22 protein-coding genes are annotated in these 25,053 nt (G+C 40.0%); 21 read left to right on the top strand and 1 reads right to left on the bottom strand.

Features of this window, described 5'->3' with window-relative positions:
• The first annotated feature begins 12 nt into the window (after positions 1-12).
• From tssH to C2M33_RS02745, 18 genes are all read left to right on the top strand, one after another.
• On the top strand, positions 13-2,751 hold the full coding sequence (tssH, locus tag C2M33_RS02830) for a type VI secretion system ATPase TssH (RefSeq protein ID WP_105173651.1): 2,739 nt from the start codon (positions 13-15) through the stop codon (positions 2,749-2,751).
• A 21-nt stretch (positions 2,752-2,772) separates the two neighbouring features.
• On the top strand, positions 2,773-4,794 hold the full coding sequence (locus C2M33_RS02825) for a type VI secretion system tip protein TssI/VgrG (protein ID WP_199776350.1): 2,022 nt from the start codon (positions 2,773-2,775) through the stop codon (positions 4,792-4,794).
• 15 nt (positions 4,795-4,809) lie between these two features.
• Complete coding sequence (locus tag C2M33_RS02820) at positions 4,810-5,226, top strand: hypothetical protein (protein WP_105173649.1); 417 nt, start codon at positions 4,810-4,812, stop codon at positions 5,224-5,226.
• Complete coding sequence (locus C2M33_RS02815; RefSeq protein ID WP_233999079.1) at positions 5,153-6,385, top strand: hypothetical protein; 1,233 nt, start codon at positions 5,153-5,155, stop codon at positions 6,383-6,385. Before C2M33_RS02820 ends, C2M33_RS02815 begins: the two co-directional genes overlap by 74 nt.
• The gene (locus tag C2M33_RS02810) at positions 6,375-7,406 is read left to right on the top strand and encodes a DUF2169 family type VI secretion system accessory protein (protein ID WP_105173647.1); all 1,032 of its coding nucleotides are present in this window, start codon (positions 6,375-6,377) and stop codon (positions 7,404-7,406) included. The genes C2M33_RS02815 and C2M33_RS02810 overlap by 11 nt, the downstream gene beginning before the upstream one ends.
• Complete coding sequence (locus C2M33_RS02805) at positions 7,396-8,304, top strand: hypothetical protein (RefSeq protein WP_105173646.1); 909 nt, start codon at positions 7,396-7,398, stop codon at positions 8,302-8,304. The genes C2M33_RS02810 and C2M33_RS02805 overlap by 11 nt, the downstream gene beginning before the upstream one ends.
• A complete protein-coding gene (locus C2M33_RS02800; RefSeq protein ID WP_105173645.1) occupies positions 8,292-9,368 on the top strand; it encodes a DUF4150 domain-containing protein in 1,077 nt (358 codons plus the stop codon). The genes C2M33_RS02805 and C2M33_RS02800 overlap by 13 nt, the downstream gene beginning before the upstream one ends.
• A complete protein-coding gene (locus C2M33_RS02795; RefSeq protein ID WP_105173644.1) occupies positions 9,369-12,581 on the top strand; it encodes a hypothetical protein in 3,213 nt (1,070 codons plus the stop codon).
• A gap of 8 nt (positions 12,582-12,589) precedes the next feature.
• The gene (locus C2M33_RS02790) at positions 12,590-13,573 is read left to right on the top strand and encodes a hypothetical protein (protein ID WP_105173643.1); all 984 of its coding nucleotides are present in this window, start codon (positions 12,590-12,592) and stop codon (positions 13,571-13,573) included.
• A 160-nt stretch (positions 13,574-13,733) separates the two neighbouring features.
• On the top strand, positions 13,734-14,930 hold the full coding sequence (locus tag C2M33_RS02785; protein WP_105173802.1) for a hypothetical protein: 1,197 nt from the start codon (positions 13,734-13,736) through the stop codon (positions 14,928-14,930).
• A gap of 92 nt (positions 14,931-15,022) precedes the next feature.
• Positions 15,023-16,087 carry a hypothetical protein gene (locus C2M33_RS02780; protein ID WP_105173642.1) on the top strand — a complete coding sequence of 355 codons (1,065 nt, stop codon included), beginning with the start codon at positions 15,023-15,025 and terminating at the stop codon, positions 16,085-16,087.
• 30 nt (positions 16,088-16,117) lie between these two features.
• Entirely contained in the window at positions 16,118-17,188 is a 1,071-nt protein-coding gene (locus C2M33_RS02775; protein ID WP_105173641.1) for a hypothetical protein, read from the top strand.
• Between the two features lie 40 nt (positions 17,189-17,228).
• Positions 17,229-17,417, top strand: coding sequence for a hypothetical protein (locus tag C2M33_RS02770; RefSeq protein WP_105173640.1), 189 nt, complete (start codon positions 17,229-17,231; stop codon positions 17,415-17,417).
• A gap of 120 nt (positions 17,418-17,537) precedes the next feature.
• The gene (locus C2M33_RS02765) at positions 17,538-18,734 is read left to right on the top strand and encodes a hypothetical protein (RefSeq protein ID WP_105173801.1); all 1,197 of its coding nucleotides are present in this window, start codon (positions 17,538-17,540) and stop codon (positions 18,732-18,734) included.
• A 157-nt stretch (positions 18,735-18,891) separates the two neighbouring features.
• The gene (locus C2M33_RS02760; RefSeq protein WP_105173639.1) at positions 18,892-19,875 is read left to right on the top strand and encodes a hypothetical protein; all 984 of its coding nucleotides are present in this window, start codon (positions 18,892-18,894) and stop codon (positions 19,873-19,875) included.
• Positions 19,876-19,978: 103 nt separating this feature from the next.
• Complete coding sequence (locus C2M33_RS02755; protein ID WP_105173638.1) at positions 19,979-20,959, top strand: hypothetical protein; 981 nt, start codon at positions 19,979-19,981, stop codon at positions 20,957-20,959.
• A 154-nt stretch (positions 20,960-21,113) separates the two neighbouring features.
• Positions 21,114-22,310 carry a hypothetical protein gene (locus C2M33_RS02750; RefSeq protein WP_105173637.1) on the top strand — a complete coding sequence of 399 codons (1,197 nt, stop codon included), beginning with the start codon at positions 21,114-21,116 and terminating at the stop codon, positions 22,308-22,310.
• Positions 22,310-22,822 (top strand): DUF6795 domain-containing protein, encoded by a 513-nt coding sequence (locus C2M33_RS02745; RefSeq protein WP_105173800.1) that lies wholly within the window; start codon positions 22,310-22,312, stop codon positions 22,820-22,822. Before C2M33_RS02750 ends, C2M33_RS02745 begins: the two co-directional genes overlap by 1 nt.
• Here the strand turns inward: C2M33_RS02745 and soxR are convergent.
• Positions 22,819-23,274 (bottom strand): redox-sensitive transcriptional activator SoxR, encoded by a 456-nt coding sequence (gene soxR, locus C2M33_RS02740; protein ID WP_199776347.1) that lies wholly within the window; start codon positions 23,272-23,274, stop codon positions 22,819-22,821. The two genes, C2M33_RS02745 and soxR, sit on opposite strands and share 4 nt — an antisense overlap.
• Positions 23,275-23,350: 76 nt before the next feature.
• On the opposite strand from soxR, the gene C2M33_RS02735 reads away from it, so the two are divergent.
• From C2M33_RS02735 to C2M33_RS02725, 3 genes are read left to right on the top strand one after another with little or no spacing between them, the layout of a single operon-like run.
• Positions 23,351-23,815: a flavodoxin family protein gene (locus C2M33_RS02735; RefSeq protein ID WP_105173636.1), complete on the top strand. Its 465-nt coding sequence runs from the start codon at positions 23,351-23,353 to the stop codon at positions 23,813-23,815.
• A gap of 47 nt (positions 23,816-23,862) precedes the next feature.
• A complete protein-coding gene (locus tag C2M33_RS02730) occupies positions 23,863-24,387 on the top strand; it encodes a DsrE family protein (RefSeq protein ID WP_063701337.1) in 525 nt (174 codons plus the stop codon).
• Positions 24,387-25,004, top strand: a complete 618-nt coding sequence (locus tag C2M33_RS02725; protein WP_105173635.1) for an SGNH/GDSL hydrolase family protein — start codon at positions 24,387-24,389, stop codon at positions 25,002-25,004. The genes C2M33_RS02730 and C2M33_RS02725 overlap by 1 nt, the downstream gene beginning before the upstream one ends.
• The last annotated feature ends 49 nt before the right edge of the window (positions 25,005-25,053 follow it).

Genomic DNA, 25,053 nt, shown 5'->3' with positions numbered 1-25,053 from the left:
AAGGAAAACAACATGGATGCAAAAGGCATAAAGCAGCTTATCGACAAACTAAATGGCCATACTGCAACAGCACTTGAGTCAGCGGCAGGGTTTGCAAGCAGTCGTAGTCACTATGAAGTGTTACCTGAACATTTATTAATTAAGTTGATGGAAGAAGGTAGTAACGGTGATTTAGAGCATATTTTTCACTTTTTTAATATTAATCAAGACGCAGTGTGGCATGAGCTGCTCGACTTTTTAAACCGCCAACCTGCGGGTAACCAGAGTAAGCCGGTTTTTTCTCGTCGACTTTATGAGTGGCTTGAGCGGGCTTGGTTAAGTGCAAATGTACAGCACAAAAGTGACTGGATCACCGGCGCTGCGTTGATTGATGCCTTAACTGAATTATTGCCATATAGCCCTGTACTGCAATTGCCTGCGTTACTTGAAAAAATTGACGCCCGTTTTATGGCTGAAAACCTCGATAAGCTTTGCCAAAACTCAAGTGAGCGATTAAATCCACAGGCAAAACAAAGTGCTCAGCATACTGCTGCTGATCAGCAAAGTGGTCAAGGTGGTGCCCTTGATGAGTATTGTGAAGACCTTACCGAGAAAGCGAAACAAGGCAAAATTGACCCAGTGCTTGGTCGCAATGACGAAATTCGCATGATGGTTGATGTGCTTTGTCGTCGTCGTAAGAACAACCCAATTTTAGTGGGTGAGCCAGGGGTAGGCAAAACTGCGGTAGTTGAAGGATTTGCTCAGCGTATTGTTGATGGTCAGGTTCCTGATGATCTTAAAGGTGTACGATTACTGGTGTTAGATATGGGCCTATTGCAAGCCGGTGCAGGGGTTAAAGGTGAATTTGAACGCCGTTTAAAAACAGTGATCGATGAAGTGAAAAACTCAACCACCCCTATCATCATGTTTATTGATGAAGCCCACACGTTAATTGGTGCTGGTGGCGATGCTGGTATGAGTGATGCGGCTAACTTGCTAAAGCCTGCGCTTGCCCGAGGTGAGTTACGCACAGTCGCTGCAACCACTTGGAGTGAATACAAAAAATACTTTGAGCGAGATGCTGCACTTGAGCGCCGTTTTCAACTTATTAAAGTAGATGAGCCAACGGAGCAAGCTGCTCAGCTAATGTTAGCGGGTTTGAAAGATAAGTATCAACAACATCACAACATTCAAATTACTGATGATGCTATAGAAGCTGCAGTGGTTTTGTCGTCACGTTATATCACGGGTCGTCAACTACCAGATAAAGCCATTGATGTGCTAGATACCGCTGCGGCAAGAGTTCGAATGTCGTTTGCTACCGATCCTGCAGCCATTGAAGCTGAGCGTGAGCACATTAATTACCTTGAAACACGTATCCAAAGCATTGCAGCAGAAAGCGAGCAAGGTTTGGCGGTTGATATGGACAAATTGCTGCACTTACAACAAGAACTAAATGCAGCGCAGAGTAACTTAGCAACATTGACGAGTGCGCGTGAGTCACAAATTTCGACATTAGGCCAAATCAATGAGTTTAAGCAAGCTAATTCGCAAAATGAATTAGACAGCAGCGTGTTACTTAACTTACGACAAACGCTAAAAGAGCAGAACACCCAAGATAATGGCCTTTACAGTGAAGTTGATGCCGATGCCGTCGCGCAAATTATTTCGCAGTGGACAGGCGTACCTGTTGGCGCGATGGTGAAAGACCAAATAACCAATTTGATTACCCTTGAAAAAGCCATAAGCCAAGAAGTGATCGGTCAGCAGTCAGGCATTGCGAAAATTGCCCAAACGTTGCGTGTAAGTAAGGCAGGTATAAGCAATGAGTATGGGCCGCTTGGCGTGTTTTTATTAGCTGGCCCTTCTGGGGTGGGTAAAACCGAAACAGCACGATGTCTAGCTAAGCAACTATTTGGTGGTGAAAAGTTTTTAACCACCATAAACATGAGCGAGTATCAAGAAGCGCATACAGTATCGCAGCTTAAGGGGTCGCCACCGGGATACGTTGGCTACGGCGAAGGCGGGGTATTAACAGAAGCTGTGAGGCAGCGTCCGTACTCGGTTATTTTACTCGATGAAGTAGAAAAAGCGCATAAAGACGTACTAAACATGTTCTACCAAGTTTTTGAGCGTGGCAGTATGCGCGATGGCGAAGGTCGCGAAATCGATTTTAAAAATACCGTGATCATCATGACCTCAAACTTAGGATCTGCCGAGCTTATTGATGCTTGCACGCCACCTAATGTCATTGATTTAACTGAACCGACTGACGATGAACATGCTGACATTGAAAATCAAGACCAAATCAATGCAGCATTGAATAATGAACAAGCCCCTTTAAATGAAGACGGTAGCCCATGGCAAGTTCCTTCAATTACAGCACTAACAGAGCTAATTAAGCCGCAGTTACTGCAGTTTTTTGCCCCGGCACTGTTAGCGCGTATGCAAGTTATTCCTTATTTAGCGCTCGATAAAGAGGCACTGCAATCTATTGTCAGTTTGAAACTAGACGGTATTGCCAAGCGGTTAGCGAATAATCACAAAATGCAGCTACGTGTTGATGAAACCGTACTTAACAAACTGACCGAACAGTGCCAGTTATCAGACAGTGGTGCGCGCATGGTAAATGCGGTGATAGAGCAGCAAATATTGCCAGGCATTGCGAAATCAATTTTAGAGTTTATGGCAGAGGATGACATGCCAGATATTCTCACTCTAGCTGTTGATGAGAATGATGAAATTACCGCAACCTTTGCGGACCAAGCATAAAGGATTTGAACAATGGGATTCATGGATAGCCTAAATGAACTAAAAGCCAACACCAGTCATTTTAGTGTCAGCGTGCAAGGATTACCGGATGGCATGGTTTCGGTGACCGATTTTGAATCAAGCAATGACAGCCTATGTGAAGACTTTGCTTTTTCTATTCAAGTGTTAAGTCAAGAGCACCTCAGTGCCGAGATGCTGTTAGGTAAAGATGCCAAGCTCAATTTAGTATGGTCAATGAGCGACCGCACTATTTCTGGGATCATCAGTGCTTTTACTGCACATGGGCAAAGCCATCAGGGTTATCACTATACGCTGACCATGAGTTCTTATTTAACCTTGTTGAAGCACCAACACTCTAACCGTGTTTTCACCATGATGGATCCAGCTGCCATAGTAAAAAGCGTATTTACTAAAGCTGGTTTTCCAATGCAAAAGTTTAGTATTCAAGCGTCGGGCCCAACCCTTGAAATGACGGTTCAATACAACGAAACAGACTATGAGTTTGTCACGCGTTTGATGCGTAAGTATGGCTTTGTATATGGTTTTGTAGAGCAAACAGAAGGTGATTGCACCTTCAAAGTCTGTAATAGCAGTAAAGACTTTTCCGGGCAATGCGATGATATAAGCCTGAGTTATGTGCCGCCATCAGGGCAAGTTCGAAATAGCGAAACCATTTTTGCAATAAGCCGTAAAGCACAGTTGCATCCACAAAGTGTGTCGCTTAATGATTACAACTACAAAGCGCAAGGTAACTTAAATGTGTCGACCGCAAATAATACCAGTTACCCAGGGTTTGGTGATGACAGTCATTATGCAGATAACTTTCCTAACGCCAATATAGGTAATTCGCTGGCGAAAGTACGTCAACAAGCGTTTGATTGTCAGCGTGAACAATTAATTATTGATACTGATTGCCGTGCCTTAAGACCCGGTATGTTGTTGACAGTGTATGACCATCCTGATCATAAAGGGCTGTATTTAATTACGCGTGTTGATCACAAAGGCAGCCAATCTGCGGCAGTAGAATATGGCTCGCAAGTTAAAGGGTTAACCTATAAAAACCAAGCCTATTTATTGCCTGCATCCGTTGAGTTTAGAGCTGAGCTGTCTCCTGCACGTCGTGTATTTGCAACATTTAATGCCACCATTGAGCAAGAGGTTGACGACGACGGCAATTACTTAGTGCGCTTACCGTTTAACCAAGACGGTGAAGGCCAAGAAAGCCGCCCAACGCGCTTACTACAGCAATATGGTGGCAGTGGCCATGGTATGCATTTTCCGTTAACGACGGGCACCGAAGTGTTAGTAACCGGTGAAAATGGCGACCTAGATAGGCCGATTATTTTAGGAGCGCTTTATAATCAGAGCTGCCCGAACCCGGTTACCAGCCAAAATCCGACAGAGAATAAGCTTGTCACCCGTGCTGGGCATACCTTGATCATGGATGACAAAAGCGGTGAAGAAAAAATTAGCCTTGCAAATAAAGAAAATAAAAACCAATTGTTGTTAGATGCAACCGAGAATGCCCATCAAGCAACACTTAAGTCAGTGGAAGGTGACGTCAAAATTTCAGCTAAAGAGAACCTTCAGTTTGTTGCTGAGAATGACGCCATTTTTACTGCTGCCAACGATTTTACTAATCGTGTAGAGAACACCCTACAAGTTCAAACACGTGAGGGTGATATTAAGGTAACAGCTGCGGCTGATTTAACATTAAAGTCTGATGCCGATACTCGTATCGAAGCGACTGATGGCAGTAGCGAACTAAAAGCAGCGCAAGAGCTTAACTTGCAAAGTGAGCAAGATTTTAGTGTCTACTCGGTCGATGGCAACCTTGAGTTTCAAGCGCCAAATGGTGATTTGAACCTCTCTAGCGGGGCAAATATCACCATCAAAGGCGAAGGTCGAGGCTCTATCCAGCTTAGCCAAGGTGGTGCAAGTTTAGAGATTGATGCTGCGGGTAATTTAACTATCGATGCCACCAATATCACTCTATCGGCTAGAAACATTGCTATTAAAGGCAATGCAATAAGTAATAACTAATTTCAAGGACTGAAAATGACAGCCACAGTAACTCAGTTATTTGATCAGCAACAAAGCCTCGCAGAGGTCAGTGAAGTGTCACCTCAGGGTAAAGCTTTGAGCGTGGTTATTAATCACATTCGTTTTGATGTTGCTTTGCAAGCTGCCCATGTATCGTGTTGCAAAGTAGGTAGCCAAGTTGTGGTGCTACACAGTGAGCAAGGTGTGATTGTAACGGCACTTTTAGCTGCACCTGAACAATCTCCGGCGGCTCACATTAGCAACGAAGCAGGGCATATTATTATTGCCGCAGAGCAAAGCGTTAGCTTGCAAACCGCCAAGGGCAGCATCGAAGTATTCGCCGATGGCACTATCGTGCTTGAAGGCGAAGATATCACTGCAAATAGCCAACAAGACCTTACTTTGGCAGGTTGGCCGATTAGGCTTAATTAATATGTTTGCAGCGGTTTCTAAGTTAAAACAGCATCAACAGCGTGTTACTACCTTAATGGCGCACCGTGAAAAGCTCCTTGCGTCAGGGGCGTATAGTCTTGCAAGGCAAAAAGTGTTAGAGCATCAAGTGCTTAATCACCTTTATGTGCTGGCATCGCTTAAGCAGCAGTCACCGTGCGACTACTTCAATGGGAACAGTTTTAATGACCTTGCTGAACTTAGCTGTGATGATTTTTGTGAGATCGCGTTAGCGAGCGACCAGCACGCCATTTTTGCGCTTTGTGCAACACGTTTAATGGCTGCATCAGAGCAAGACAACAGTGATTATTTTTTAGCGCTTAAAAAGCAGCAAGCTCTGCCTGTTTATACTTTGTTATCGCAGCAACTTAGGTATTGGACTATCCCAGAACAAAAAGCACTCAGAGCCACAGTGCTAGAGGGTAAAGAGTCATTACCGCAGCAGCTTAAAACTATTTTGTTTTCGCAGCCTTTAAATGATGCCGAGTTACAACAAGCCCTCGCTCATGCTGATTTTACTTTGGTGTATGCCGCTTTAGTCAATTGCTATTGCCAAGGCGATAACAGCCTTAGTGATAAAGTATTTAAAGTGTTTTCGAGTACTAGCGAGCCTTCACAAAAAGCGCAGTTATTACAATTAGCGGGGCTGCTTGACGATAGTCGCTGGCATGAGCCTTGTGCTTTATTTTGTAAAGCGCACCCAGAATTTTGCCAAACCGTATTAAGCCACTTTGTGTATAAATCAGCGCTGGTATTGGTGATAGAGCTTATGGGCGTTGCGCAAACACAGCAAGCAGCTTATCAGGCTTGGCTAACGTTAACAGATAGACCACTTGCAAAAGCAGAAGCCTTAACACTGGTAAGCACGCAAAATCAGCATCATGTGCAAGCCGGTATAAACTTGCATGATGCAGAGCATGTTAGGCAAGCACTGGCTTTAAGCAAAGGAGAGTGTGTTTTAAAAGGCGTGAGTTTTACAAAAGCGCAGCCAGAGCAAGGCTTAGCAGAATTGGCAGGCGAGATTGTACAGCGAGTATTTGCCCCTCAGTTTGAATTAACACTGGCCTGTGGTCTTTATCATACTCAGCAAACAGCAGTTCAGTGGCAAAAGTTAATAGCAGGAGCAAAGCATGCTGCATAACTTTACTCCTTGGCAAGCAAGCGTGTTTGAAGGTTGGCAAACAGATGGCACTGCGTCTCATGTTGTTTTGGTAAAACAGAGCTTTGAGTTTGATGAAAAAGGCAATACTAGCTTAATGGAACCGTGTGTTGAAATCGTCATGGCTGACGAATATAGCGGTGATCCGACTAGCGAGCCGCTGGTGGCAGTGAATGAACAAGTGGCATTTAAGCAAGGTTTCGAAGTGTATGGCAACTTTACTGCTTACCCGCCAAAGGGCAAAACTGCGCGTGTTATTGAGGTTGAGCTAGGCTTAGCTGCAAACGACACACAGATAATTAAAAAGCGATTACGCCTTACTGGCGAACGTAAATGGCGCCGTTCACTGCTTGGCCCTGTCGCTACGGATCCTAGCCCAATTACGCCAACAGCTGTTTGCTATAGCCGCGCGTTTGGGGGCAAAGCACATCATGATCAAAACGTCTATAGCCTCGGAAACCCAATAGGCGTTGGCTTTAAACTGAAAAATAAGCACGCAGTAGGGCAGCTTTTACCTGCGATAGAGTATGCCAATGAGGTATTAAGAAAACCAAGTCATCAAGTAAGCGTTGCTGGCTTTTCGGCAATTCCGAGTCATTGGTCACCGCGTATAGAATTAATGCCAGAGATTGACGAACAAGCGCTCATGGCTGGTAAGTACCCGTTCAAAACGTCATTGGCTAGCAACTTTTATAATACAGCCCCGGCAGATCAACAAACAAAGCAATTGTTTACAAAAGGCTGGGCGTTTTCGTTAACCGGATTATATCCATTACAAGAATATGGCCAACAACAAACAGTAGAGCTTCCTGTGCTTAAGCCAATAGTACAAGTGGTTAATACGTTAACGAGGCATGATATCGACATGCACTGCGATACCTTAGTGATTGATTCGGACGCACAGTGCTTTTCGCTGTTATGGCGCGGACATATCAACAGTGACAATGTGGCAAGTAGCAGCAATATAATTGTAGCTGAGCAGGGAGGTAACGATGCAGTTTGATACTCTTTATCATGTTAATGCCGCAGGGTGTTATACCGAAAGTTTTTATACATCGGTGGCAAACCAAATGTTGTATTCAAAGCCAAGCAAAGCGCTGATCCGCTGTGATATTAGTTTAGATGCCCCTTATGTATTTGTAGAACTGACTGAGCTTGCTGGGTTTGATAGGCAAACTCGTTGCTTGCTAATTTTGTCTCATGTTATTGAAAATATTGAGTTAAAAAAACTTTGTTGTTCATTTAGGGTCAATAAAGTTCAGTTTATATTACCGCACGCCAGTAATGGCGAGCCGCTGATTGATGATGACACATTAAGTGAATTATTGATTAACGCAATGCCTGAGCAAACACCAGCCTTTGAGCAGGTAAGCGATTGGCAGCTCGAAGCAACCGACCTCGATACCCTCGTAGTTGCCGTTGATTCGTGTAATGATTTTGAATACGTTTCTGAGCAAGCCAAACACCACACAGTACAAGTTGTAAATGGCCCTAGCGGCGTAATTAATGGCGAAGGTGGCTATGCACTGTTGGTACACAGACAAGGTTGTTTAAAAGCCACGACTTTTGATGAGTCAATGCCTACTCAGCTTCAAAGGGCAAACATACAGGTTAGTGACTCCTTTATTTTTGCTGGCATGCAGTCGTATGAATGGCAAAAACAGTGGTTTAGTTATACCCAAAAGCACTATAAAAATGATGACGAACTAATAGAGTTTGCCGAACTAAATACCGTACTAGGTTATCAAGGTGTGGCAAACCAATCTGCGGCATTTGCATTAGCTGGAAGCTATTTGCATAACCCGCTGATGGCTGACATTGAACACGTATTTGTGGTGTTCAATCAGCCAAACGAACAGCTATTTAAGATTTCAAGGAGTGAAAGCGAATGTCATATATAAATGCCATGGCTGGCAAAGAATCAGGCAGCGTACAATACGACATAGACGCACTCACTGCTGACGTACGAAGCGGCGGCAGTGTTACATGGCGCCATAATAACCCGACATTACTAGGTCTAACCAATAGTGCACGCAGCAATGGTGCGCTCGGCAAAGCTAATGGTATTGCTATTTTTTCGGACCGCTCTGAAGGCGAATCTGCTTTTTTAGATGAAATTGCCAGACCTAAGTACCGAGAGCATACACTTGGTGAACTGGTTAATCGATTTATTCCAGATTACATTATTCCGCCACCACAATGGGATAACGAGAAAAACCAGCCAATTTTGCCGTGGAACGAACCGCAGACTAATATGGACGTTAACAAACCAATCGATAACCCTCGTGCCTTTTTAGATTTAGTGTCGAATCATTTAGGTTGGCAAGCAGGTACAGAGCAGCAATTAGTTAAAGATACAGAATCAGAGACACCGCAAACCGCTACAGTCTCTGGCCAAAATGTACTTATTAATGGCCGCACCGCTGTGCATCAAGATAGCGGTGGTAAGTTAACAACAATCGATGTGTGTTTAACCACAATTGGCACTAGCGTTGTGCCTATTCCCTACGGCAATAAAGCCCAATCAAGTGATGTTACCTCTGTCGCAAGTTCAGTCAAAGTGAATGGTCAAGGTGCTGCGAATGTAAAAAGTTACTTTTCTCAAAGCTCGGGTGACTCTCCAGGTGATAAAAAAGGTATCGCTAGCGGAACGAACGACGGTAAAGCCGAATTTATTATGGGGTCATTTAACGTAATGATTGAAGGCAAGCCAGCGGCTCGCCAAGGCGACCCGATGATATCAAATAATAAAAATACCCCACCCATGCCTCTTATGCAGTCTGGCGGCCCTGCACCAAGAGGGCTTAGAGTGCAAGTTAGGGATTTAGATACACAAAGTGAAGACCCTGTAGAGGCTGCTTTTATCGTAGAAACAGACACAAATAATAATTTAATAGGCCAAGGTAAATTCACCGTTACTCAAGGCGCTTTTAATAATAATCAAATTTTCGATGAGGGAGTTTAAATGACAACACAGTATGTATACGCTCCTAGGATTGTTGATGAAGCTAAAGATTGTAGCTTGAACCTGTTTTTGCAGAGCTTTTCTGGCTCAGAGTTATGTATTCCTTTTGGTAAAGCTGCTAAAAAGCTAAAGTCACAAGGCCTATCAGCAGATCAAAAGCCGACATTTTTAACAGTAACGCCACTCGTATTTAAAGACTACACGTTAGATAAAAGTAAAGCGGGGGCGCCTGAGTTTATCCCTATGGATAAGTTCAAGCCCCAACCAGAAGAAAATGCAGCATATGGTTATTACTATATATACATCAATGGTTTCTTGTGGAGAGAGATAGCGGCACTCGCCGATAAACAATTGAGTGATGTAGATTTATCCTTATATCATAGTCAGGATTTCAGGCCGCATACGAGTGTATTTAATCAAGATATTTTATTACCACGAAAAGTTATAGGACTATTTGGTTCAGGGGACAGTATTCAGGTTCCGGATATTCAAATTGCTTTTTCACGAGTGCAATGGTCTTGGGAATATATCACCGCATTAGGTGGCATGTATGAAAGTGACTCACGCCTTAGTAAAAAGCCTTTGCTGAGCAAGTGCGATGATACTCAAACAGCGAGCCGTTATCGTACTAAAAGAATGCAATCATTGGATCTAAGTAGTGCTCCAAGCTGGGATGCTATTAAGAATATGGATATTTATTCTGGTAAGGTAAATGTCTTTGTTCATGATATTTTAGGCATTGCTCAAGCGCAAAAAATAACTGCGGATTATTATTTTCAAGTTTTAAAAAGTCATCAAAGTGAACTTGAATCAAACGGATTTTATAAATCAGCAATGCTCGCTCATCAACTATATTTTGATGAAAAACTATGGCAAAAGCAGGCACTTAGTATGCCTAAAACGATGCATAAATCTTTTAATAGAGAAGATGCGCAAAGCCGTAACGCAAGGAAAGCCGCCGGCGAAGTATCCGAGCAGGAATTAGAAAAGTATTTATTAGGATCTGATACAACAACAGTAATCAATGCTGTAGAAGGATACTTAGATGCGCGAGAGAAGCTCTATGATTTATATTATTTAGATTGCCAAGCTCAACAGTTGACGTTACATGAAATCAGTCAACAAATTAATATTGACCCACCAGCAGAGTGGGAAGATTTGGTTAAAGACTTAACCAGCGCTGGCGCATTAAGTTATGGGCTGGCTGCAGAATTTATTTGTGAGCAATTAATCACACTTATCTTACCCAAAACGACTTTATCAGCTTATTTACCTGCGCTATGCGATAAAGCTAAAATGCAAGTACTAATTGACCGTTTAGATAAGCAGTTTGAAGACAATAAAGCCCTTGTGCTTGAGGTAACACAAACTAGAGATAATTGGTTTAGTAAGCAGTTATGTGTGCATCCTGACGCTTATGGCGATAACTTAGTTAACACAGATTATGATGAAGATTTAATAGCTAATACGGTTGAAGGGTTTAATCCTAAAAAGTTTGATCATGACAAAATTAAAGAAGAACTTGGATTACCGTTTATACCCGCTTATTTATCTAACAAAAGCGTGCTTGATGTTGTCTCAAAAGGGCTTAATGAGTGGCTAGGTTTACAAGAACGAGTGTTTTCTACTTTTGTTAAAGAGCTGACAGAAAAGGGAGTTAAGTACCATCATTTAATCGGTGGCTTTAGTAAGTCACGCAACATAGAAGAATTTAAAAACCTGCAAATACATCCAGCAAATGCAGTGCCTGAAGGGCGTTTTGCGTTGAACATGGATATTGTCAGCCATCCACTATTAAATGACTTAAAAACTAAAAAGCAACGTAGCGCATTTAGAAATATTATTAAAGCCATTGAAGAAAAAGGACACGTTACTTCTACCAATACCAACCAAATTATAACCGTCGCAAAAGCTTTAAAGCAGCCTCTTTTTGCAAATGGTATTAATGCTAGTAATCAACGGTTATTTAAACAAACAATTGCTTTAGTGTCCCAAATGGCAAAAATGGTATTAGAGCAAAAAGCGCTTGCATCTCTGATGTCAGGAGGTCGCTCTTATGTGCTCACATTGCCTGAAAACGATATTCCCGGCAAAGTTTTATTTGAAAGTCCTGTAAGAAGTTTAGGTGAAGAATTTCACTATCGTGGCTTAGACTCAAATATGCTTAAGCGCATAACACTTTCAGCAGGGCGTTTTGTGTCGATCCCTCTACTATTTTTGACTGGTTATAGCAGTTATCTTGCTTACATTAATTATGAAAAAGAATTTAAAAAAGGTGACCTCTATGAAGGAGCTAAAAATATAGCTTTAATTGGAGCTAGCTTAGCTGCTGTCGGAAGTGTCTGGGAAGCGTATTCATTAGATCTAGATCAAAAATTTTTAACTAAGCCTAGATTAAACAATGTAGTAAGTAAATTTTCAATACTTGCAACAAACAACGCTCAATTGACAGTATTGAGAGGTTTTGCTGGTGCCATGGGGGTACTTATGGGCGTTGTACAAGGGGTTGATGCATATCAACTTATCAGTAAAAGTGATACTGATGCTGGCATTGCTATGTTTGCAGCTGCAGGCTTCGGTATTGGGCTTGGTATTCACACTATATTTTTTGCAAGTCTTGGGCCATGGGGGTGGGCATTATTATTAGGCTCTATCGTATTTGGTTTACTTGCTGTGTGGTTAATCGATAGCAAGCTAGAGATTTGGGCAAAGTTTGGCCCATTTGCTAAAAATAAGCGGGGCGTATTTGCTGGTGAAAAGGGGGCTATTTACAATACTTTTTCAGATCCAAATCAATATTTTAAATATATTCAAAGTGTGTTGTTTTCACCTAAGGTGACAGTTAATACGCCTACTTTTTTTGACAGTCGCAATTATTATACGGTGCAAGTTGAATTACCAATGTTTATTGTTGGTAAATCCGAATTGCTTTTAGATGTAAAATACTCTTGGCGACACCCAATAACGCTGGATGTGTATAAAAAAGCAACTTGGGTAGAAGGAATTAAAGAGTATTTAGCTGAATTTGATGAAAATAGCCTGAGCTTAAATGCAGCCACCTATGAGTTTGAAATTGAATCACCGAACATTAGTGTGTTTGATGTTGAAGTAACATCAACACTTATTTACAACGAAAGTCTAACTTTACCGATAGATTTTGATGCGTTTGAAAAGCCAATTGAAAATACCTCTCCTGATTTAGCAATTGCATAAGGAACCTAATGAAAAAAAATAACTACTTTGGTGTTGGAATAATGCCAAAGAAAACGAAGTTTAATCGTTTTTTTGAAGCGCATCGAATAATAAATGAAGGAAGCGAATTTAGAGGATTATGTTTTTTCCGACATTGGCTAAATCAAGATAGGCGCATTTATGCAAATAATAAAGAGCAATATAAAATAGCGCCTTGTGGCAATAACCCTATAAAAGCCATATTATTTGGACCAATGGCTATTGGTGCTGTACTGAGTTTACTATTACTAATTGCCTGTGTTGTCGCAACGTATTCTGAAGAGCCATTCCCTTGGTGGCTTGTAATTCTGACCTTTTCTTGGAACTTATTCTTCTTAAATTTACTACCAATAACGGCTAGATATATACCTGATAAGATGATGTACCTTGACAGGCAAAACCAAACGGTCGGATTTACTTTTGATATACCAGGTTGCGAAGGGCGTGATGAATTAGGTAACTGTTGTTTTAAATGGGAAGAGATTGTTTGCAGGCTAACCTCGAAAATGGGTGCGCCGGGTGTAATGAATTACTTTCCAGAAATTAGCCATATAGACCAAGATAAGTACCCTAAAACAACAGTAACTGGTTCAGTTGTCGAACTTTCAGCTAATCCTGTGCATTGTTATTTATTATGGGAGTGTTATGTGCGCTTTATGGATTTAAGTAAGCCATTGCCTGATGTGCCGGTATATGAACGACACCGCCATTTAGACCCCATTACAGCTGAATTTGATAAGAGGAATAATCGGCCTGATGAGTTTTGGTCCTCATTTTCGTTTTCACAGCAATTAGAAATTGAAGAGGAAATTCTGAATCAAGCGTTTCCTTTTGATTGGCTTAAAGGTAGAGAGCAGGAGGAAATAACTAAACCTTGGCTACATTGGAAAGCCGAGCCTGAGCGCATAGAGCAATTAACGTGGAAATATAAACTTAAACACCTTTCACTTCAGCTATTTATCGGCTTTCCGTGAAAAGGCTAAAGTTGCATTGCCAATGATACGTTAACAGTTTTGCAAAAACTGCACTCTTAAAATTACCTTCGACGAAGTAAGCAAAAAAGCAATGGGTGTTTGAGGTTTAAAAAGTTTAAAATGGAATGCTTAAAAACAAGGAATGTAGATAGCAATGACTATGAGTAGTAATGATAAAAGCTCAGTAAAATCAAGCAAGCTGGATGATTTAATTGATAATCTTAATAGTGATGAGGATCTTGAGCGCTATATTGCTGAACAAAACGATGGTTTAACTGATGAAGAACGAGAAAAAATTAAAAGAGAAAATCGTATTAACGCAATTAACCAGTGGTGCGCCGAAAACCCTGGTAGAGACCCAACAAGAGCTAAAGATAAAACCATTAAACAGTTGGCCTTAGATGAAGAGGCGGTGGTTCGAAGAGAAGAGTTTAGAAGAGATAACCCTGAAAAAGCGGCTGAAATAAGAAAGCGAACTAGAAACGAAAGTAAATACCGTAAGGATAGACAAACCTATAACGAACAACTGCCAAGAGACTACTTACATAAAGACAGTTATGAAACGCGATTAAAAAAAGCAGAAGTACTCAATGGCTGCAGCTTTAAAACTCGTACCTTTAAAAGTAAGCGTTTTACTGATCAATATGCAGCAGAGCTTGAATCCCCTAATCGAGGCTCAACACTTGAGGGGCATTGGGTAGAGAATGATGGTAAGCAGTTGGCTATTTCATGGTTTGGAGGGTGGTCTAACTTATTTACAGCACTTGGCTTTTTCTTTGAAACACTCGCTTTTATGGTTTTCTTATTTCATGTATATGCGTTAATCGCGAATGGGTTTGAATATTTTTGGATTATGGCGTCAATCTATGTGACGCTCTTTGGTTTGGGTTATTTTACTTTAAAACACCGCGCCATATTAGCGCACCGAGATAATTTTTACTTTAATCGCCATACTGGCCTTGTAAAAACACCGCATACCTTGTTTAGAAAACCGTTTTATTTACCTTACGAAGACATTGTTTGTTATGGCGCAAATCAGCGTAATGTCGGTTCAGCCCGTGGTGGCTCACGTGTATTTGTATCACTCATGGTGCCGTTAAAATACCCTAAACATTATCGCTTCACCAAGCCCACTTTCTATGTAGGTGGTTCAAATCGTGATTGGGATTCATTGCAATACGCCACAGCTATGACCTTTATGGATACATCCATCCCGCTTGGTACTCACTTATATCAATCGATAGAGCATTACTTCAAAATTGATAAAGACGTAACAGAAAAGAACGGATTCCCTGAGGAGCTAAAACCTTATTTAGATCCAGTAGATTGCCAAGTGAATAGAGAAGCCGTGTGGTAGTGAAGCTAGTTTGGTTTGTACTTACGCAAAGGAGTGGCGCCGAACTGTAAATAAATAGTTAGTAATACAGTTCGGTAGTAAGGAAGTTGAATATGCTTGAGGAATATGCAGAAACCGCTTATCGCGGAAAACAAGCTTCAAAATTTAGAAATGAAATCGCAACAGATGAACGTGAATCAATGTATTGCCGCTATAAAAGTAAACAAGCGCTATTTCCCAGGGATAATGTATTTGGGCATTGTTATGATAGTTATCAAAGCGCTTCGTTTAAGTACAATTTATCTGGTAAAGCAGAGCACTATAGAAATGCCCTTGGTTGCACGCCAAACATTCTAAGCCTATCAACAATTGGTAGGAAAGTGTCTGATATATTATTACTGATTTGGGTTTGTATTCACTTAACTATTCTCTTATGTCTTTTTTTTATTCCAGTATTTTTATATCTTTTAGGTAATGAAAAACAAGGCACTCTTGCACTTTGCTATATATTTTTAATGTGGGCATTCTCTAAATTTTTTAATTTAACGATATGGAAGTTAATAAGGAAAAAGGTCAAAGCTTCAAGAGTTAACTTTGAGCGAACGAAAGGTCTCGTTTGGATGGATAATAATAGCGGAAGCCATTCTTTGAAATTTCCTTTTGAAGAGTTTAACGCTCACTATAAAGTCCAAAACAACCCTCAAAGCGGCTTTCCATATAGGGGATTTACACTATTACATTTCAAAAAAGACGTTTTTTATGCTTGGACAGGTGCTAATTTAATTAGCTCTGCATTTTTACATTGGGAGCTATTGCAAAATTTTATGGATGTTACTCAGCCATTAGCTGATATCCCACAATTTGAATATTATCGAGAGTTTGATAAAACAACCGCAGAGTTTGATAAAGCGAATGGTCGTCCAAAATATTTTTGGTATCGGGTTGATAAATCTTTTTTAAAAAAGATGAGCCAAGCAAAAGACGAGCAATTAAAAGAGTTTAATGATGATGAGCAACTAGATAATTTACTGATGGGTAAACCAATCAAAAAGCTCAACCCACCTGAAATCTTTAAGTTTCCTTGGAAATACGCAGAAAATATAAAACCTGAAAGTGAGATTAAATTTGGCAAAACAGTGTGGCAAAAATTCACTTCGTTTTTAATGATTGATTTATAAAAACGACTAGGCTGGTTAAGAAAGTTGAATATGTATAAAGATTATCTAGAGGGTTGTTATAAAGGTCTTAAAAGAAAATCGATAGAATCTGAAAGTTTAACAAATGAAAGAGAATCTTACTTTTGTAAAGAACAAAGCAAGATGCCTATTTTTCCAAAAGAACAATGCGTTATGAATGCTTGGAGTGACTTTCAATTAGAGAGTGATCGGCTTAATAGAAATGGGGAATCAATTAGAGCTTATAATACTATTGCAAAAGACAATACACACCTAAAACTAGGTATTGGTGGAACCCCAACTAACTGGAAAACCTCTTTAATTGTAGCTTGGATATATATACATTTATCTGTAATCTTTTTATTAATCAGTATGCCACTGTTAGCATGGTTACTTGGGAATGAGAAGCTTAGTTTTGATCTCATAAAAATTTGTTTATTAGTTTGGCTAATTTCAAAGTTAGTTAGTATTTTTTTTAGAAAAAGTCGATTATTTAAAAAATTAAAATTACAAACATTTTTTAATCGATCAAGTGGTAATATTGAGGTTCCTAGCTCAGATGGTAAAGAGTTAATTGGCTTAAAATATGATGAATTTAATGCACACTATCGTGTCGTGCATAACCCTAATAGTGGTTTCCCATTTAGAGGCTTTACACTACTGCATTATAAAAAAGATGAACTGTTTGATTATACAGGCCCAACTTATATTTATGATGTGTTTTGTGAGTTGGAACTGATTGAAAATTTCATGGATACCACAAAACCTTTAGCTGATATCCCACAATTTGAATATTATCGAGAGTTTGATAAAACAACTGCAGAGTTTGATAAAGCGAATGGTCGTCCAAAATATTTTTGGTATCGTGTTGAGCGCAAGTTCGCTAAACAAATGAACAAAGAAGCCCTGAAGTTAAGTAAAGAGTTTGATAATGAGGAGCAACTAGATAATTTACTGATGGGTAAGCCAATCAAAAAGCTCAATCCACCTGAAATCTTTAAGTTTCCTTGGAAATACGCAGAAAATATAAAACCTGAAAGTGAGATTAAGTTTGGCAAAACAGCGTGGCAAAAATTCACCTCATTTTTAATGATTGATTTGTAAATACTGACTGTTAGGGCAACATTGAAAGATAAGGATATCAATGTCTATTTCGTATAGATTCGCAAAAATGAATGCAAGAACAATCGAAGCGTTACAAAAATTTGAACAGTATATCGCTCTAAATAAGTTTGAATATAGCTTGCCAATCAACTTTAAACGCTGGGCAAACAAAGAAATCACTAAGCCTTGGGGAAAAATGGCCAATCGACGAAAGCTTAAATCAGCCTGATACAACGCCTTATTGGAAGCGATTAACAAAAACATTATTAAGACAAATAGCAGTGGGTGTTTGAGGTTTAAAAAGTTTAAAATGGAATGGTTAAAACAAGGAATGTAGATAGCAATGACAATGAGTAGTAATGATAAAGGCTCTGTAAAATCAAGCAAGCTGGATGATTTAATTGATAATCTTGTTAGTGATGAGGAGCTAAAACGCTATATTGCTGAACAAAACGACGGTTTAACTCATGAAGAACGAGAAAAAATTAAAAGAGAAAATCGTATTAACGCAATTAACCAGTGGTGCGCCGAAAACCCTGGCCGAGACCCTGCCAGAGCAAAAGATAAAACCATTAAACAGCTCGCCTTAGATGAAGAAGATGTGGTGCGATTAGAAGAATTTAGAAGAGATAATCCTGAAAAAGCTGCAGAAAGTAGGAGGAGAGCCGAGAACAGTAGTAAAAATTTTGATGATAGACAAACCTATACAGAGCAACTTCCAAGAGACTATTTACATCAAGACAGTTATGAAACGCGATTAAAAAAAGCTGAAGCACTTAATGGCTGCAGCTTCAAAACTCGTACCTTTAAAAGTAAGCGTTTTACTGATCAATATGCAGCAGAGCTTGAATCTCCTAATCGAGGCTCAACACTTGAGGGGCATTGGGTAGAGAATGATGGTAAGCAATTGGCTATTTCATGGTTTGGAGGGTGGTCTAACTTATTTACTATTCTTGGTTTCGGTTGTACGAGTCTCGCTTTAATGGTTTTCTTTTTTCATATCATAGCGTTAATTGCGAATGGGTTTGAGTATTTCTGGGTGATGGCCTCAATCTATGTGACGTTCTTTAGTTTGGGTTTATTCATTTTAAAACACCGCGCTATATTAGCGCACCGAGATAATTTTTACTTTAATCGCCATACTGGCCTTGTAAAAACTCCGCATACCTTATTTAGAAAACCGTTTTACTTACCTTACGAAGACATTGTTTGCTATGGCGCAAATCAGCGTAATGTCGGCTCAGCCCGTGGTGGCTCACGTGTGTTTGTATCACTCATGGTGCCGTTAAAATACCCTAAACATTATTGCTTCACTAAGCCCACTTTTTATGTAGGTGGTTCAAATCGTGAATGGGATTCACTGGCATATGCCACAGCCATGACCTTTATGGATACATCCATCCCACTTGGTACTCACTTATATCAATCGATAGAGCATTACTTCAAAATTGATAAAGACGTAACAGAAAAACACGGATTCCCTGAGGAGCTAAAACCTTATTTAGATCCAGTCGATTGCCAAGTAAATAGGGAGGCCGTGTGGTAGTGAAGCTTTATTAAGGCAAATAGCAGTGGGTGTTTAATGTTGAAATAACATCAACACTTATTTACAACGAAAGTCTAACTTTACCGGTAGATTTTGATGCGTATGAAAAGCCAATTGAAAATGCCTCACCTGATTTAGCAATTGCATAAGGAAAGTAATGCAAAACAATGACTACTTAACTGTTGATATCATGCCTAAAAAAACGAGATTTAATCGTTTTTTTTACCCTGAGAGATTAAATGGTCTTAAGAAGAAGTTCAAAGGCTTATGCTATTTATATGATTTACCTGCAAGAAAGCAAACAGTAATTCAAAAACATCCAGAGCGATTTAAAATAGAAATGTGTGGGAATAGTCCTGCTCGAGTTTTGCTTTTTGGCCCAATCATAATCGGCTTTGTTTTAAGTTTGTTACTATTATTATCTTGTATTGTGATGACATATTCGGATGAACCTTACCATTGGTGGGTGCCGATACTTACTTTTTCTTGGAACCTGTTTTTTCTTAATTTATTGCCAATAACAGAGAGTTATATCCCCAAAAAACAAATCTACTTTGATAGAAAAAAACAGTTAGTCGGCTTTACTTATGACATACCTAGATGTGAAGAGCGCGATGAACTGGGTAATTGTTGTTTTAAATGGGCCGATATTGTATGTCATCTTGATATTGTGGCAACGCGCCCAGGTGTAATGGGGTTTGTGCCTTTTATTAGTCATATTGATGAGGATAAATACCCTGAGACTAAAATAGCAGTTCAAGTGCCTGATAACTCAAATAACCCGATGAACTGTTATTTATATTGGGAACGTGTAGTTCGGTTTATGGATAGCAATCAACCATTGCCTGATGTGCCTGAGTATGAAAGTTGCCGTCATCTTGATGAGTTAACTGCTGAATTTGACAAGCACAATAACAGACCCGATAAGTTTTGGAGTGATTTTTCGATTGCTCAACAAGTCGAAATTTGGCGAAAATTCAATAAAGAGGCTGCGCATTTCAATTGGCTTAGAGCTACACCTAACGAAGAAATCACTAAACCTTGGTTGCATTTTAAAGGTGAGCCCGAGCGCATAGAAAAGCTGACATGGAAATACAAAGCAAAGCGCTTAGCACTACAATTATTTATAGGAATACCTTAAAAGATAGTTTGATGCATAGTATTGGGTTAAGTGTATTGATAATAAAAATATCTTAGTTGTAGTTTTTATGTACCGCCTCGGCTTGTTAAAGCAAAGGAATCTAATGCAAAAACAAAATTACCTAGGTGTTGGAATAATGCCAAAGAAAACGAAGTTTAATCGTTTTTTTGAATATCGTAGTATAAAAAATACATATCACGAATTTAAAGGCCTGTGTTTTTTATATGATTGGGCTAATACCAATAAGGTATATGAAAATGAACGCGAGAGATATAAGGTCATTCCTTGTGGCAACAACCCTATAAAAGCCATATTGTTTGGGCCAATGGCTATAGGGGCTGTATTGAGTTTATTAATTATAATAGCATGTGTTGTCGCAACATATTCAGAAGAACCATTCCCTTGGTGGCTTGTAATTCTGACCTTTTCTTGGAACTTATTCTTTTTAAATTTACTACCAATAACGGTTAAGTATATACCTGATAGGGTGATGTACCTTGACAGGCAAAATCAAACGGTCGGTTTCACTTTTGAAATTCCCGGTTGTGAAGGGCGTGATGACTTAGGTAACTGTTGCTTTAAATGGGAAGAGATTGTTTGCAGGTTAACCTCGAAAATGGGCGCGCCGGGTGTAATGAATTACTTTCCAGAAATTAGCCATATAGACCAAGATAAGTACCCTAAAACAACTGTAACTGGTTCAGTTGTCGAACTTTCGGCCAATCCTGTGCATTGTTATTTATTATGGGAGTGTTATGTACGTTTCATGGATTTAAGTAAGCCGTTACCTGATGTGCCGGTATATGAACAACACCGTCACTTAGATCCAGTTACTGCAGAGTTTGATAAGAAAAATAATCGTCCTTCAAACTTTTGGGTAGACTTTTCAATTGAACAGCAAATTGAAATTAGGGACGAAATTTTAGAGGATGCTTTTCCATTTGATTGGCTAAAAGGTAAAGCAAATGTCGAAATAACCAAGCCTTGGCTACATTGGAAAGCCGAGCCAGAACGCATAGAGCGATTAACGTGGAAATATAAAGTTAAGCGTTTACTGGTTCAACTTTTTATAGGTTTTCCGTGAAAAGGCTTAAGTTGCATTGCCAATGATACGTTAACAGTTTTGCAAAAACAGCACTCTTAAAATTACCTTCGACGAAGTAAGCAAAAAAGCAATGGGTGTTTGAGGTTTAAGAAGTTTAAAGTGGCATGGTTAAAAACAAGGAATGTAGAGAGCTATGACTAGCGATGATAAAGGCTCTATAAAATCAAGCAATCTGGATGATTTAATTGATAATCTTGTTAGTGATGAGGATCTTAAACGCTATATTGCTGAACAAAACGATGGTTTAACTCATGAAGAACGAGAAAAAATTAAAAGAGAAAATCGTATTAATGCAATTAACCAGTGGTGCGCCGAAAACCCTGGCAGAGACCCAACAAGAGCAAAAGATAAAACCATTAAACAGCTCGCCTTAGATGAAGAAGATGTGGTGCGATTAGAAGAATTTAGAAGAGATAATCCTGAAAAAGCTGCAGAAAGTAGAAGGAGAGCCGAGAACAGTAGTAAATATTTTGATGATAGACAAACCTATAACGAGCAACTGCCAAGAGACTATTTACATAAAGACAGTTATGAAACGCGATTAAAAAAAGCAGAAGCACTCAATGGCTGCCGCTTCAAAACTCGTACCTTTAAAAGTAAGCGTTTTACTGATCAATATGCAGCAGAGCTTGAATCCCCTAATCGTGGCTCAACACTTGAGGGACATTGGGTAGAGAATGATGGTAAGCAGTTGGCTATTTCATGGTTCGGAGGCTGGTCTAATTTATTTACTATTCTTGGTTTCGGTTGTACGAGTCTCGCTTTAATGGTTTTCTTTTTTCATATCATAGCGTTAATTGCGAATGGGTTTGAGTATTTCTGGGTGATGGCCTCAATCTATGTGACGTTCTTTAGTTTGGGTTTATTCATTTTAAAACACCGCGCTATATTAGCGCACCGAGATAATTTTTACTTTAATCGCCATACTGGCCTTGTAAAAACTCCGCATACCTTATTTAGAAAACCGTTTTACTTACCTTACGAAGACATTGTTTGTTATGGCGCAAATCAGCGTAATGTCGGTTCAGCCCGTGGTGGTTCACGTGTATTTGTGTCACTCATGGTGCCGTTAAAATACCCTAAACATTATCGCTTCACTAAGCCAACATTTTATGTAGGTGGTTCAAACCGTGAATGGGATTCACTGGCATATGCCACAGCCATGACCTTTATGGATACATCCATCCCGCTTGGTACTCACTTATATCAATCGATAGAGCATTACTTCAAAATTGATAAAGACATAACCGAAAAACACGGATTCCCTGAGGAGCTAAAACCCTATTTAGATCCAGTCGATTGCCAAGTAAATAGAGAAGCCGTGTGGTAGTGAGCTTTATTAAGTTAGCATTTATCGCTATTTTTCTTTTTACTTCAACTGAGGTATTCGCAGGCATGTTTGGTTTGTTCAATAAAAATGATTTTTTGTTATCTGCTCCAGTTCAAGGGGTTTTACTAGATAACGGTAAACCGGTGGCAAAGCAAAAAGTAACCCGTTCGCTTACTTATGGTAAAGAATATATTGATAAGACGATCACAGATGAGAATGGCCGCTTTCGTTTTGATGAAAAGCTAATAAGAACGGCCAAGCCTGCAAATATGTTTGATAATGACTCGCTTATTCAACATATCTACCTTGAAAATGGCACCCCCGAAGGTATTGTGCTTTGGTATACAAGTATTTCAATTCATGAAAATAGTAATACCCTTAAAGGGTTGCTTGGCGATCTTGTTTGCGAGCTATCAAACAGCCCACAAACAGTTGATATTCAGATAGAAGAGGCGCCTGAGCATACGTTTGCTATTTACGGTATGTGTGAGCCGAGCAAAGCTAAACTTTAATCTCTTTCTAACAGCACAGCGCCGCTGTGCTCTTCACCTAAATAATCATCTTTGTTGTAGATAGGGCACTTGGCCATTGATAAACAGCCGCAGCCAATGCAACCATTAACGCGTTCGCGCAATCGTTGCATGTATTGAATGCGTTCATCTAATTGCTTTTGCCAGACTTTTGAAAGAGCTGCCCAATCTTGTTTAGTGGGTGTGCGTTGCTCGGGTAGGGTGCTTAACGTTTGTTTAATATCTTCAAGAGTTATGCCCATGGTTTGCGCAGCTTTAATTACGGCAATTCGGCGCAAAACATCGGGTTTATAGCGGCGCTGGTTACCGTTATTACGCCAGCTGCGAATAAGCCCTTTCGACTCATAAAAATGCAAGGTCGAAACATTTACGCCACTGCGTTTTGCTACAAAGCCAACCGCTAGGTTTGCATCAATAAGTTTCTTATCTGACATAATTTGCTCCAAGGTGTTGACCTAAAGTTAGCTTGAGGTTTTACGCTGCGCACATCATAAAAAAGGAGTGATAGTCATGCAACAAAAACCAATAACAAATACGGTAATTATTTATTCAAGTGCACGAAAAAAGGGTAACACGAGCTTACAAGTTAATGATTATAAAGCACAATATGGTGGTGATCTGGTATGTCTAGATGATTATGTTATCTCGCCTTATTGCTACGATAAGCAATATAAAAATGATGACTTTTATGCGGTATTTGAAGCGCTGTTGAATTATCAACACTGGGTATTGGCATCGCCAGTGTATTGGTATAACACCACACCGCAGTTTAAAGCGTTTTTAGACCGGATCACTGATTACATGGATGATGAAACTCTCAGGCCAAAACTGAGAACACTGCGTGAAAAGCAGTTTTCATTGCTCTCAAATGCAGGATCTGCTCAGGCACCTAACGCGTTTATCGAGATGTTTAAAAACACCTTTAATTACTTAGGCATGACCTTTAAAGCGCACCAACATATTGATGCTAGTTAAACGGGTTTAAACAAGGTAGGCTAGAGTAAAAAACAACAGGAACTTTTATGAAATCAACACTGTTAGGTTTATCTTTAGCCTTATTATCTTCGTTTAGTTATGCAGAGCAAGCTGAGCCTGCTATCAAAGGTTTTGGTTTTTATTATGATGTGCCAAACCATGCACCAATCTCTGATCAAACGGTTTTTAAAGTGGCATTTGATGTCGCTGATGCGGCAGAAAAAGGGGCGCAGAATAACAAAATGAACTCATTAGCACGGTTCATTAATATGCATATAGCCCATGGTGTGAAGCCTGAGAACATTCAACTCGCTTTAGTTGTGCATGGTGGCGCGAGTGTTGATGTACTGGAAAACAGTTTTTATAAACAGCGCTTTGACAGTGACAATAAAAATCAGCAATTGATCTCACAATTGTTGGCACATAATACCGTTGTGTATGTGTGTGGGCAGTCTGCAACGCACATGAAGGTAAAGCAGCAACAGCTTATTCCTGGTGTGCAAATGGCGTTATCGGCAATGACGGCGCATGCACAGTTGCAACAGCAAGGTTACACACTGAATCCATTCTAATGAATATCTTATGTTTTGGTGACTCAAATACCTATGGTATTTCGCCCGTCGATGGTAAGCGCTTTGCAGCCGATGAGCGCTGGCCTAGTTTACTGGGTATTAAATTAGGTGCCGGCTACCAAGTTATTGAAGCCGGCCAATCCAATCGTACACTGGTGAACGACCCACCTTTTAGTGGTGATAAACTGGGCATTAAATACTTGGAGCCCTACTTAGCGGCTTATCATTTAGATGTGATTGTTATTCAGCTCGGCACGAATGATTTAAAGCGCCGTTTTGCACTGTCGGCTGCTGATATTGCCAAAGCCCTCGAAGCACTTATTTTAGATATAAAAAACTACTATTTGCACCGCGAATTGCCCAAACTAATGATACTAAGCCCGCCGGCGGTGTATGAGGTTGGCGCGTATCAATCTATATATGCAGGTGCGGCTGCTAAGTCTGATGAGCTAGTCGCGGCTTTTTCTGAACTGTGCCAAGAACAGCAAACTTTGTTCTTGGATATCACAGCAATCGCTACGCCTTGCCAGCAAGAAGGTGTGCATTTTACCCTTGAATCGCATAGTAATTTAGCCCAAGAGCTTTATAAAAACTTTTTTCATTCAGGTAGGTTTTGAGCATTGTAACCCAAAAAAAAGGGACTTATTCAATGGATAGTATGGCCTA

Origin of the sequence: Pseudoalteromonas sp. T1lg122, assembly GCF_002964825.1 — a bacterium.
Taxonomy (GTDB): Bacteria; Pseudomonadota; Gammaproteobacteria; order Enterobacterales; family Alteromonadaceae; genus Pseudoalteromonas; species Pseudoalteromonas gelatinilytica.
This window is presented reverse-complemented; position numbering and strand designations above follow the sequence as displayed.